The sequence below is a fragment of the Clostridium sp. KNHs205 genome (assembly GCF_000702945.1).
Taxonomy (GTDB): domain Bacteria; phylum Bacillota; class Clostridia; order Lachnospirales; family Lachnospiraceae; genus Anaerocolumna.
In genome coordinates, this window is record NZ_JNLE01000005.1 from 1,178,250 (window position 1) to 1,191,808 (window position 13,559).

General features: G+C 42.1%; 8 protein-coding genes. 2 read left to right on the forward strand and 6 right to left on the reverse strand.

Translation table 11 applies throughout. From position 1 onward, the window contains the following. Window positions 1-69: 69 nt before the first annotated feature. Both BR73_RS0124675 and BR73_RS0124680 read right to left on the reverse strand, forming a co-directional pair. The gene (locus BR73_RS0124675; protein WP_033168944.1) at window positions 70-597 is read right to left on the reverse strand and encodes a GNAT family N-acetyltransferase; all 528 of its coding nucleotides are present in this window, start codon (window positions 595-597) and stop codon (window positions 70-72) included. Between the two features lie 382 nt (window positions 598-979). Next, window positions 980-5,116 (reverse strand): DEAD/DEAH box helicase, encoded by a 4,137-nt coding sequence (locus tag BR73_RS0124680; RefSeq protein WP_033168440.1) that lies wholly within the window; start codon window positions 5,114-5,116, stop codon window positions 980-982. Window positions 5,117-5,608: 492 nt separating this feature from the next. Here BR73_RS0124680 and BR73_RS0124685 point away from each other — a divergent pair, with 492 nt between their 5' ends. Both BR73_RS0124685 and BR73_RS0124690 read left to right on the forward strand, forming a co-directional pair. Next, window positions 5,609-7,405, forward strand: coding sequence for a methyl-accepting chemotaxis protein (locus BR73_RS0124685; protein WP_033168441.1), 1,797 nt, complete (start codon window positions 5,609-5,611; stop codon window positions 7,403-7,405). A 363-nt stretch (window positions 7,406-7,768) separates the two neighbouring features. Next, window positions 7,769-8,389 (forward strand): nitroreductase family protein, encoded by a 621-nt coding sequence (locus tag BR73_RS0124690; protein ID WP_033168442.1) that lies wholly within the window; start codon window positions 7,769-7,771, stop codon window positions 8,387-8,389. A 189-nt stretch (window positions 8,390-8,578) separates the two neighbouring features. On the opposite strand, the gene BR73_RS0124695 is transcribed toward BR73_RS0124690, so the two are convergent. The 4 genes from BR73_RS0124695 to BR73_RS0124710 all read right to left on the reverse strand — a co-directional run bounded on the left by BR73_RS0124695 (window position 8,579) and on the right by BR73_RS0124710 (window position 13,552). Beyond that, a complete protein-coding gene (locus tag BR73_RS0124695; protein WP_081848871.1) occupies window positions 8,579-9,517 on the reverse strand; it encodes a carbohydrate ABC transporter permease in 939 nt (312 codons plus the stop codon). A 76-nt stretch (window positions 9,518-9,593) separates the two neighbouring features. After that, on the reverse strand, window positions 9,594-10,550 hold the full coding sequence (locus tag BR73_RS0124700; protein WP_051685556.1) for an ABC transporter permease subunit: 957 nt from the start codon (window positions 10,548-10,550) through the stop codon (window positions 9,594-9,596). Window positions 10,551-10,787: 237 nt separating this feature from the next. Beyond that, window positions 10,788-12,545 (reverse strand): extracellular solute-binding protein, encoded by a 1,758-nt coding sequence (locus BR73_RS0124705; protein ID WP_033168443.1) that lies wholly within the window; start codon window positions 12,543-12,545, stop codon window positions 10,788-10,790. A gap of 32 nt (window positions 12,546-12,577) precedes the next feature. Continuing rightward, window positions 12,578-13,552 carry a helix-turn-helix domain-containing protein gene (locus BR73_RS0124710; RefSeq protein ID WP_051685622.1) on the reverse strand — a complete coding sequence of 325 codons (975 nt, stop codon included), beginning with the start codon at window positions 13,550-13,552 and terminating at the stop codon, window positions 12,578-12,580. Between the last annotated feature and the right edge of the window lie 7 nt (window positions 13,553-13,559).

Genomic DNA, 13,559 nt, shown 5'->3' on the forward strand with positions numbered 1-13,559 from the left:
TACTATGGCTTTATATCCGGCAGAGGTAAAATACATTAATTTTATAAGCAGGTATTTTTCTATGAACTCCTACAGTACCTTTTCATATAACTTATACCAGGGCAGTCCGTATTCGGCATAGCCTAAATCTACGGTTCCCACATACTCATAACCACACCGTTCATACAAACGGATTGCCGGATAATTCTTCTCGTATACATCCAGCCGGATTGCCTTCATTCCCTGTTTCCTGGCATGCTGTTCTGCAAAATTCATTAACGAATATCCGATTCCTCTCCTGACAAAATCCGGATGGACCGTCAGGGTATGGATGACAATAATCTTGTCATAAGAATACTCTGTATTCCAGGTAACAGAGGTATAGGCTTCCTCCGGTTTATGGCTTAATATGACACTGCCTGCAATCCTTCCGTCACATCTTATCACATAGAGGTAGCCTTCCTCCACTCCTTCAACAGCATTTTCCCTTACGGGATATACTCCCTTCTTAAAACCGGGATAATTTATACCAGCCTCCAGGGCATCATTCATTTCGTTGTAAAGCCTCTCTATTTCATCGATGTCAGATAACTTTCCTGCTTCAATTATAAATTCCATATCCACTCTGCCCTTTTTTAATTTATGTCTACCTCTTACTGCAAGAGGTACTGCCTAAATAAGAAGTTGAAATTCCTTTATTTCACACCAGCAACATGCACACCTTAAGTGCTCCAATCAATCTTGGACATTGCTTTCTAATTTCCACACAGTTCTCATTGAAGATGCCCACTGCTATAAATCAGAGTGTGAATTACGCTTTTTAGTAATTTACATTAGCTCTAATTGCATGCCGTATCTGCCTGCAGAAGTGGCACTGCCATAAAACAGGGTGTAAATTACGCTTTTAGTAATACATACTAGCTCCCGTTGCATACCGTATCTGCCTGCAGAAGTGGCACTGCCATAAATCAGGTGTGAATTGCACCATTAGTAATTCATACTAGCTTCTATACAATACATAATCCTGTATTTCTTTTTTAAAACCATACTTCTTAAAAATCTCCGCCATATCCTCCGGATATTCCTTCACAATAAGACGGTTTATCTGCGGAAACAGCCTTTTCTTATGAAAATCTCTGGTAAAGACCTCTAATAGACTATCCGCACCTTCCTTATCAAATATCCGTAGAATCTTTCCCTGACGCTCCATTACTGCAACAGTCACACCGCCTCTTAAAGCAATTATTGTACCCGGAACATTCATAAAACTTCTGCCCTCCCTGTGGGCAAGACATTTTCCCCAAGGCTGGCAGGGATCTATAGCCGGAAGCCAAATAAGCTGCTCCTTTGGATTTTCCAGAGCATACATCACCCTTGCAAAGTCCTTCTCTCTGATAAACTGAACCCCTGACATACCTTCTATAAAATATCCCCGCCGTACCTGTCCGGTATATTCCCAGATTCTTAAGACCTCCAGTGCTTCCCCCCAGGTCATTCCCTGAACCGTTTCTCTGCAAAGTATAATCTTCCCCTCAAAGAGACGGTTAAGCTGCTCTTCTTTGCTCAGCCTTTTTAAAGGCCTGGTTAATTCCCATCTGCCGGTAGTCATAGCTTTTGCATGGATTCCAACTCTTTGCCTGGGAGAAGCTTTTTGAAGCTTGTCCCGGTTAAGCCACCACCTTACCGGCATAAAGCTATCAGTACAAACAAGGCCTTTTCCCGCTAAGTTAAGCAGATAGTCAAAGGGAGAATCTCCGCCTAATAGATCCCGGAACCTTTGCATAAAGCTGGCTCCTCTCTTAAGCAGTGCATCATAAAGGAGGCTTTCCTTCTTAGACAAATCAGAAACCTGTTCTGCCATATCCGCTTCCCAGTCAACCTCCTCATAGGAGTGAAAATATAAACCCTCCTTTTCCTCCAGACAATAGAAGTAGTTTCCCTGTCCCAGTACCTTATCAAGAAGCTCCTCTCTGTACTCGCTAATCCTTCCCGGTAGCAATACACTCTCCCATAGAGCCGGTGCATAAGACTGATCCTTTAACTGTTCTATTGCTTTTAAGGTCTGTTCTTCTTTTGTCCCCGGCTGTATTATCCGCTCTGCCAATAGGGCTGCATACCGTTCTGCTTTCTGGGTCCTGATCTGTGCTCTTTTATTCTTAATGGTTTCTCTTCTGGCTCTGTCATAAAGCTTGGCATGATAATACAAACCCTCTCTGTTAACTGCTTCCTCCCTTTCACACAACGCCGTCAGTATTTCCTCTCCCTCCAAGGGGGAGAGAAAATATCTTTCTGCTACCTCTTCACTTGAGTGAGCACCACGGTAACGGAGAAGCCTCCTCACGATAGGAAGCAGTTTCTCCATAACCTTGTGCTCTAAAGCCTGTTCATAGTCCCCTGCCTGTTCCGCGGCAATCCATAAACCAGGCTCAATATATAGCACCTGACCGCTTTCCGAAAGCTTTAACAGCCATTCAATGGGAACCTCAAGTTCACCGGCTATCAGATCTCCTTCTATCATTAGCAATGAATGGAGCTGTTTCTCATCCTCCGGTAATTTTTCCCTGACTGAAATCATATCCAGATCTTCCTTTGCAGGCTCTATCATCTGAGCTTGTTTCAGCGCATCTTCTGCAGCAGCATAGATACCCTTTGTAGTGGGGGAATAATCATACATCATGGCTGCCTCTGTCTGCTGTCTAAAGGGAAGTGACATGGGGGAAGGCAGTTCCATATGAAGTTCTATGACCTTGATCTGTCCTGAACGCATACCTTCAAGAAGAAACTGAGTGCCTTCCAGATCCCAGTAATCCTCCAGGCATTCCCTTTTCGTCTCTCTGATTAGAGGGTGATCCATTCGTGTTACCAGACTATTGAGCATATCGGCACTTCTCATCCGCTGCACCCATAAAGGAGTACGTCCGCTCTTCTTAACTCCCATCATCATGGCTCTGGCTGAATTGTATCGAAAGTTCATATTAAAGAGGGGTGTTGCCAGCAGTATTGCTTCCAGCACCTCTTTTGCCGTCTCAATGTTGATATTCTGGAGAATGCCCTCCGGCAGTTCCTCCTCACCGTAGGGAAACAGAATAAAGCCGTCATCATCATCGCAATAGCTTACCGTCATACCCGTAATTCTTGCTGCCGTTTCCTGGGCTAGAATAGCTAAAGGCCCATTGACTTTACGTCCAAAGACAGAATGTACGGTAATCTGGCTGCCGCCGTTTATGTCCTTAAAATGTTCTACAATAATAGTATTATCGTCCGGAAGTGTACCGGTAGCATCAATCTGGCGTTTTAAGAATTCCTCCGCTCCTTTGGCTGCCGGTTCATTAAGACCAAGACTTAAGAGTTTCTCCAGTAACTTTCCTTCTTCGTAACTCTCCATAAGTTGCCTTAATATCTTTCCGAAGGCAAGGCCTGTCCTTATACCCCTGCCTTTAATTTCTCCCTTCCAGAAGGGAAGTCTTCCACCTGGGGCATTTACCTGGGTTACTACCACTGTATCCTTTTGAATACCGGTGATCTGCCAGGTAAAGGTGCCAAGAAGGAACCTGTCCCCTACGCGTGATTCAAAAATAAATTCTTCATCCAGTTCACCAAGTTTGACTCCGCTTTCCGACTTAACAGTATATAAGCCTTTATCCGGGATGGTTCCTCCGGCAGATATGGCAAGCATTCTGCTATAGGCATCTCCTTCCACCCTTTCATGGATTCGGTCATACAGGATTCTTGGCCTGACAGGCAGGTCTCTTTCGTGTTCATAGTCTCCTGCCAGCATGGCGAGAACTGCTTGCACCTCTTCTTTACCCACTTCCCTAAACGGATAGGCCCTTTTCGTGATTTCAAGTACTTCCTCGACAGTATAGCCTTCTCCCGAAGCCATGGAAACCAGATGCTGTGCCAGCACATCCAGGCAAAGTCTTGGAGGTTTGGCGTATTCCACCATTCCATGCCGTGCCACCTCGGCAGTAAGTCCGCAATATACTCCTTCGGCAGAAGCTCTTGGAAAGATATGCATTACACTTACCCGCCCGGGATTATGTCCTGCTCTTCCAAGCCTTTGAAGCGTTCCGGAGATGGAACTGGGACAACCTATCTGAAAGACTTCATCTATTTCACCTACATCGATTCCAAGTTCCATGGAGGAGGTAGCGCAAAGAAGCCGTAAAGAGCCCTCTCTTAAGGACTGCTCTACCGTAAGTCGCTGTTCCTTTGACAGACTGCCATGATGGGTTCTTGCAAAGCCATCACCGCCCAGCTGATTGATATAATAGGCCAATTTCTCTGCATACCGCCTGCCTTCTACAAAGGCAATAACACTTTTGGTACCTCTGCAATAATCAAATATGGTTAAGGCTATTTCCTCCCAGATAGGGTCCTTGGAGCTTTTCTTTCCGTAGGGTAATGGACTTGTTACTACTATTTCAACCTTTTTCTCCATTTTGGGGGCTATAATGGTAACCGCATCAGGAGAGAGATACTCTGCTGCCAGTTTAAGAGGTTCTATGGTAGCAGACAGTCCGATACGCTGCAGCGGTGCTGTACATAACTTGTCAAGCCTTGCAAGGGACAGCATAAGATGTGCTCCTCTTTTCGAATCAATCATAGCATGGAGTTCATCAATTATAATTGCTTTGGCTGTCTTTAGGATATTTTGACCGGATTTGCTGGTAAGCAGCAGATAAAGTGACTCCGGGGTAGTAATAAGAATATGGGGCGGTGTCTTAATCATAGACTTTCGCTCACCGGTAGTAGTATCACCGGTCCGAATGGCTACATTAATGTCAAAAGGGACACTTTCTCCGTATCCTGACTTTCTCTCCACCTCAGAGATACCATTTAAGGGTTTTCTTAAGTTTTCTCTGATATCTCCCGCCAGGGACTTAAGAGGAGAAATATAGATAACATAAAGCTCCTGCTTTAAGGTACCCTCTCTTGCTTTTTGCTTTAACCGGTCGATAAATACCAGGAAAGCCGACAGGGTCTTACCGGTACCGGTAGGTGCTGATACCAGTGTATTCTCACCTGCCGCAATAGCAGGCCAGGCTCCCTCCTGTACCTTAGTGGGAACACCTATTTTCTGTGTGAACCATTCTTCCGTTATAGGGTGAAAGACAGATAATGCTTCCTTTGACATTACTCTGTACCTCCTTATAATTTAATCTGCCTGAATCGAATCTTGCGTTTATGTGAGTTAGCCGATATGTGCCAGGCTGCCTCAAAAGATGTTATGCCGTGCCGGTCATTTCACTTTGTGGAATATAATAAGGATATTGTTACTACGCTCCAATATTGAAATGCCGAGTGTCCCAAGTGGTGTTCAACAGGGCAAAGGCTATTACTAATTATTGCTATTATAACAAATCTAAATCACAGAAGATACTGATTTAGCACCTGGTTTCAATTTTATAGGGCATGCTTTATAATTCTCCATTAAAATTCATATAATTTATATTCAAATATCCAGACAGACTACAAAAAATGGTTGATTATGCGATTTAATATGATAAAATTAAATCAATTAGAGAAAATTGGCTGACAAAAACCAATTGTAATTATATAATACTAAATAGTACTAAATTACCATGACCCTCAAATCAATTGCCATGAGCAAGCAAAGGAAGTACATATGAAAACACAAAAGACGAGTATTACAAAGAAATTAATTCTAGGTGTATCTCTTACCCTTATAGCCTCTCTGTTAATTATCTCCCTCATCGATTATGCTATAGCAAGCTATGAAATCAATCGTTCGAATCATATTCTGCTAAAGAATGCAATCGAAACCTCCCTGTATGAGATAAAGAAAGATTACAGCTATGCCACCAGTGAAGATGCCTGGATGACCGAAGAAGCTGCAAAAAAAGCAGCACTGCAGACCATCAACGAATTTATGACAGGTGTTTCTGAAACAGCTGCCTCTGATACCGATGGAACCTCAAGCGCTACAGTAGACACAGAATCTCTGGAACCGGTATTAAGCCTTGGTAAGAACGGTTATTTCTTTATCACCGATACCAAAGGGGATATCGTATTTCATCCTTTTCTGAAAGATAATCTATATAACCTGAAATCCCAGGACGGACGTCTGATTATACAAGAGCTTATAACCCTTGCCAGGAATGGCGGCGGTGAGCTGAAATACTCTCTTGACAGTGAGAACAGTACGGTATCAGAGAGCAGAACCGTTTACACCAAATATTTCCCCCAGTGGGACTGGGTCGTTACGGCTGTAATTTATGATTCGGATCTGCTTCGAGGACCGGACAGAATATTTCAGAGCAATCTGGCTGCTTTAGCTGTAATTCTTATTGTCTCCATATCTATTATTGTATTAATCGCAAGAAGAATTACCGCTCCCATCAAATCCATAGCAAACTCCCTGCATCTGGTGTCTGAGGGTGACCTTACAGTAAGCAAGATTTATGTAAAATCCAATGATGAAACCAAGCTTCTGGGAGACAGTGTAAATCTGCTTATTGATAAATTCCACGGAATAGCAACCTCCCTGAACCAGTCCAGCAACAGCTTAAGCAGCTTTTCCTCTGAACTGAAAGCTTCCTATGATGCAGCAACAGAGGCAAGCTCCGCAATAGCAGCATCCATTGTACAGATTGCTTCCTCCAGCGATGAACAGGTAAAAGACATCTATGAAGGTGTAACGGAAATGAATGTGCTGGGAGAACACATCAAGGAAACTGCAAATGAAAGCAAAACTGCCAGAAACAGCGCCGAGAAAACTCTTGCCTTAAAGGAATCGGGTATTGCCTCTGTCGGAGCCCTAAAGGAAATTAGCCTTGAAAATCAACAGACTTCTCTGCAATTAGAAGCTGCTATCGCTGCCATGAACAAGCAGGCCCAGGATATAGGAACCATTGTTACAGTAATCGCTCAGATAGCAGGCCAGACAAATCTGCTGGCTTTGAATGCAAGCATAGAAGCTGCAAGGGTAGGGGAAGAAGGGAAAGGTTTTGCCGTTGTAGCCAGTGAAATAAGAAAGCTGGCCAATGAAACTGCCTTAGCTGTAGAAAATATCAGTAAAATGGTTACTGAGGTACAGGAGCAGTCAGCGAACGCAGAAAGCTTTGTTAAAATAAGCGCTGTAAGCGCAGCTAGGATAAGTGATAACGTTGATCAGACTGAAACCGCCTTCTACAGTATCGCTGAAGAACTTAAAAATCTGGTATGCGATATCAACAGCATAGCTGAATACAATAGTGCAATTGATCAGAAAAAGGATACCCTGTCCCTACTCCTGCATGAGCTTTCAAAACAGACAGAAGAGGTTTCCAGTTCTATTGAAGAAATTACTTCTTCCTCCGAACAGCACAATTTTGTAATGAAAAATATTGCTGACAGTGTTACCCTGCTTCATGATATGACAGAGAATTTAAATAGCATGATTGGTGTTTTTAAAGTAAATTAGTTATATTTATTTAAAACAAAGCATCATACCGTCAGTTTTATATATGAATATTGGCTGGGTATTATGCTTTGTTTTATTTCTTTACAACATCTGCTGCTTCTTCACTGCTTTTTCACTGCTTCTCCTGTGCAAACACCTGCTACTAATATACCATAGCCTGGAACCAGCTGCTTCCCCTTCACAATTGACACTATTATGAAAAAGATGTATCATTCCCATAGAAACTTTCTCCATAACAAACAACCATAATGGTGTTGTTATACAATGAAATGGTCTGAGATCTTTACTCAGCACAGCTTCTATTAAAGATAATGCTCTTTATACTTTACTGTTACTATACTGGATGTAGGAAAGGAACAAAAGATGAATGAATTTTTGAAAATAGTTACCGAACGCAGATCTGCCAATAAATTTATAAAGGGTGAAAAAATACCAAGACAGGATTTTGAAGCAATCTTTGAAAATCTTTCTCAGGCACCCTCCTGCTTTAACCTGCAGCATGCTCATTATTACATAGGCGAAAGTGACTGGGCAATTGAAGAGTTGTTTCAGGCAGCTTACAGGCAATACAAGGTTTCAACCGCTTCTGCTGTTATCATAGTGACCGGTGACCTGGATGCTTATAAAAAAGCAGTGGAGATTTATGAAAGCTCCAGACTGCTTAACATCATCGACCAGGAAGAGTATGACAGCATGCTCGCTTCTATTTACTCCCTGTATGAGAACGGCGGTGAACCCTTTCAGAGAGATGAAGCAATTCGCAATGCCTCCCTATCCGCCATGCTGTTCATGCTGTTGGCAAAAGATCTTAACTGGGATACCTGCCCTATGATTTACTTTGATCAGGATAAGGTTAAAGAAATATTTAATATACCCGAGAATGAAATTCCTGTACTTATGATTACTATGGGTAAAATGGATAAATCCAGTTTCCGTGTCAGAGGATATCGTAAACCCGCCAGTGAGTATGTTGAGTATAAATAATAAACCCAGGGGCAGCTGTTTCAGTGCTGCTACATAATAAAAGCTCTGGTGATTTTCCGGCTATGATACTATAATCATAATCCTGAAAATTCCGGAGCTTTTTAGCTTTTAAAATTCACTTTTTACGGAAACCAACTCTTACCAATCAACTTAATTCTCTTCGCCTTTATAAATATATCTGTCCTTGTCTTACCCTTTAATAGAGCCAACATACACTCCCTTTACAAAATACCTCTGCAAAAAGGGATAGATTACAAGTATAGGCGCAGTTGCAACCACAATAACACAATACTTTACCAATTCCCGGTAAGCAGTAGCTCCCTGTACACTGTTAATAGAAATTCCGCCTGCACTGCCTACGGTTGCCGTAGTAGAGTCATTGGTCACCAGTATTTCCTTTAAGAGCAGCTGTAAAGGAAAGAGTCCTCTGTCTTTTAGTAAGACCATGGCATTAAACCAGGAATTCCAGTTACCCACCAGATAATAAAGCAGGATTACTGCAAGCACTGGTTTTGATAAGGGCAGGATAACCCTCATAAGAATCTTAGCCTGAGAGGCTCCGTCTACTACCGCCGCTTCCTCTAATTCCATGGGAACTGCCTGGAAACCGGTACGAAGAATTATCATATTCCAGGTATTTAAGGCAGTGGGAACCAACATTGCCAGAATATTATTATATAATCCTACCTGTTTCATAAGAAGAAACCAGGGAATCAGTCCTCCTCCGAAAAACATGGTGATTGTGATGATTATCATAACCGGTGTCTTCCACAACAGTTCTTTTCTGGATAGACTATAAGCACCCATTATAGTTATGGCCATGTTAATTGCAGTTCCAAGTATTACATAAATTCCTGTATTTTTGAAGCCAGTAAAAATACTGTTATCCTTAAATACCAGCTTATATCCGTTAAGGGTAAAGCCAAGGGGCTTTAGCAATAGTCCTCTGTGCAGCATCAGCTCATTGGGATTGCTGACAGAAGCAAAGACTATATGCAAAATCGGATACAGACATACTAAGGTAAATATGGTCAGTAATCCATAGTTAAAAAGATTAAAGGTAACATTGCTCCATTTCCATCTGCCGATTGTGCGTTTTTCTCTATATCCTGAATCTGTATCCTTCATATTCCCTCACATTCCGCCGCTTTCAGCAGCATAATATCTCATGAAAGAAGCCGTCTTTTGGGGCTTTTCTATCCCCTTACCATATACTGACTTCCGAATATTTTTTTGCTATCTTATTGGTACACCATAGGAGTAGGAAGTTGATGACAGAACTAATAAGCCCAACTGCTGTGGCAAAACTGTAGCTGGCTTCCTGCAAACCTCTTCTGTACACATAAGATGCAATAACATCCGCCGTATCATAAGTCAGTGAGTTATACAGCAAGATTATCTTTTCATGGCTGGAGCCCATTAACCCTCCGACTGCAAAGATAAAGAGTATGATAATGGTAGGCCGTATCTGGGGAAGTGTAATATGCCACATCTTTCTCAGCCTTCCGGCTCCGTCTATATCTGCGGCTTCATATAAACCAGGATCTATAGAGCTCATGGCAGACAGATAGATAATACTGTCCCAACCCATGTTCTGCCAGATTCCGGAGAAGGTATAGATAGGTCTGAACATCTTCGAGTATCCAAGGAGCGAAGAATGCTCCGTACCTGTGAGGAAATTTACCAGCTGGGTTAAAATTCCGCCTGACTGGGTAAATATATGAATCATACCTGCAATAACCACCAGTGAAATAAAATGCGGCATATAGGTTATTGTCTGTACTGTTTTCTTAAAAAATTTTCCACGTATTTCATTTAATAACAAAGCCAGTAATATCGGGAAGGTAAAACCCAATGCTAATCCCCAGATATTAAGCATAAGCGTATTCTTTACTGTACGCAGGAAATAAGGTCCGGTAAAGAATTCTTCAAAATATTTCAGTCCTACCCACTTACTGGCGTCAAACCCCAGAAGGGGTTTATAATTCTTAAATGCTATGCTGATGCCCCACATAGGTCCATAGCAAAAGATTATGTACCAGGCCAAAACAGGTATAATAAGCAGATAAGCAAAGTAATTCTTTCTAAAATCCTTGCGAATCCTCTCTATGGTCAAACTGTTTCTCCTCGTTGTATTTCCCTTTCTTTCCTTTTTACCCATAAAAGGTTCCCCCTGCTTTCACCTGAATTCAGTTACAACAGTTTCCGGTGCTGCAGATACTTCTCCATACCTGCAGTCACCGCAACTGATAAAGGCAGTCAATCAAAATTTAATCCGAATTGCAACACAGGTCTATTTCTAAATCTATCTATGAAATGTATATATAAGAAATATCCCTTCTGTAACGAAAGCTAAGTTTAACAGACTCTCTGCCATTTTCTTTAAACTGGTGTAATATTACCTTGCGTTATAACGGTCCAGAGCTGTCTGCCATAACTGAACAAATTCATCCAGGCCCTGTGCTTTTGCTTTCTTTAAGAATTCATCATAAGCACTTACAGGAAGCTGACCCATAACAATTTTAGCAAAGTATTCATTTCTTAAGGTTGAAAGGACAGTTCCAAGTTCACCTTCTCTGGCGCTTTCATCTGAAGTAAAGCTTACAGGAGGCATGGTTACAGAATCATCCGTATTGCTGGTCCAGTATTCGCGGATCGTACCGGAATAACTGCCTTTTGCGGTAATCAGCGGATTAGAATTATGCTCATCCCGGATATTGGCAAAGGAATGTACACGGTATTTCCAGATTAAATTGGATAAAGGCTGTCCGTCAGGATCATTATACATAAATCCGTCTTCCGGGAAATAAGGCATCCCTTTCTCATCCACTAAATGAACGTCACCGTAGGAGCCATAATTATAAACCTCCCACCCCTTCTTGGTAAAGGCAAAATCAAGGAAAGCTGCTGCTGCCTCGATATTATCGCACTGGGTGGTAATTGCTGCAGTGGTACCCGTAGATTTAAAATTCTTATAGGTCTGCTGAGGTTTGTCTCCTTTATTTAATACCGGATTTAAAGCTCCAACGAAATCTATATTATTATCCTGTTTCCAGTAACCCCACATGGTATCAGGAGAATCCATCATAGCTGCACAATCGGATGAAGCCGCTTCTGCCATTCTTTGATTAAAGTCAGCGGTAGCCCAGTCTTTGTTAAAGAGGCCTTCGGAGTTCCACTGCTGCATGGTAGTAAGATAATCTTTGGCTCCTTCTGCTGCGGGTCCCCAGGCGGCTTTGCCGTCTTTATCTATATACATCCAGTCCCATACGCCATAAGCACCGTTTAAGATACCTGTAAAGATCTGTCCGTAGGTGGAACCGTAATTTAATGGTTCCTTATAACCTGCTGCTTTGCAGGCTAAGAGAAAGTCATGCCACTCCTCAATGGATTCAGGAACTGCCATGCCGGTCTTATCCAGTGCTTCCTGTTTAATCAGCATACCAAACCAGCACCATTCATTATAAGGAGCAAGACCGTATATTGCACCAAGTGTACCGTCATCCAGAACAGAGGTTACACGTCTGTCTTCATCAGAATTTCTCCAGGTGTTGTAATTGGGCATATTCTTTTCCACTACATCATTTAAAGGCAGATAGGCACCGTCAGCAACACCTGCTGCAATACCTCCTGTATATCTGCCGGCATCTATGATAATATCAGGCAACTCACCGGAGGCTATCATCAGATTGAAATTAGTGGTCTCTTCTCCCAAAGGAGGTACGATAAAATTCACTTTAATTCCGGTTAGCTTCTCTACCTGGTCAAATACCATCTGATTGTTTAAATCATCGCTTACGGAGGCGAGAATGGAATTGGAAGGCATCCAGATATCAAGAGTTGTATCCTTCACAGGATAGGCAGAGTAATCATTTGGTATCTTTGTATCAAAAACATCTCCCAGATAACTGTCTTCCAGGGTATCATTAACCATGGTCTTCTCTTCATCGGTAGGAGCTGTATTGCCTGCTATGTTTGCTGCCAGAGAATTGACCTCAGCAGCTTTTGTAGGCTCTGCTGTAGTACTTTCGGTTTCTTTACTGGCATCAGTGTTAGTATTAACTGTATTGTTCTTACCCCCGCATCCTGATAGTACTGTAAAAATTAAAGCAACTACTAAAAGGCAGCTTAATAGTTTCTTATGCCTAACCGTCATAATATAATTACCTCCTCAAATTGAATTAAATATTAAAATTCTTCTTCAGGCTCAGGTTCCTCCTCACTGCAGTCCATCTGCACACTCATAACTATGCCCTGAGCAAAATCCCCAAATTTTTCTCCGAACAGATTCATTCCTCCAAGATTTTTGGCATCGGGTTTCACACCGATTTTAAAGCTTATGTAATAACCGTCGCAGATTCCAAGAGTATCGATATTATCATCGGATGTTTTGACAAGGTCCTCAAAGCAGCCCTGTCCATTGACGGTAACATTCTTAAGAACTCCGTACTGGGTCATGGTATCACTCCACCAATCAGGATTTAAATGTCCTCTTCTGCCTCCAAAATCTCCTTTGGAATTAATTGTTGCTATCTCCCGCTCATTAACCCAAACTGTAATATCAGAAGGCCAGTCATTCTGGAATCCCGGCGCCTCCGAGCAGACTTCAAAAGAAAAGGACAACTCCTTTACTTTATCCTTCTTTAACATATAATTCGGGAAGCGGTACTCTAAGAAACCGTTCATAAACCAAATAAGCTGTGCTTCCTGCCTGTTCTCGGCATAAAAACCGTAAGGTGAGTCTTCCACTCCCAGATAGGAACGTTCACTGATAATACCGCAGTTTTCGTTCACCTGACAGTTATAGTAATTTCCGATACCCATAGGGAAGTGATATATCTTTGTATTGTCTCGATTCATCTTGTGGCGGAAAGCATTAAAATAGATATCTTCAAATGCAATTCCGCATACCTTCTGCGCCCCTCTTACTCCCGGTTGTTCCGTTGCTGTTATCATACCTGCTTCCTCCAGCACCTTAACATGCAAGGCCGCAGATGATAAGGGTATCTGGAAGGTATTCGCTATCTCACTGATATTAACAGACTTATCAATTAAGAGCCTTAAGATATCCAGTCTTATATCAGACGACAATGCCTTTCCCACCTGTACGATTTTTTCTTTGTTATCAAAGTCAAGTGCAATCCTTTTCTTCTTGATCTTCAAATTAACT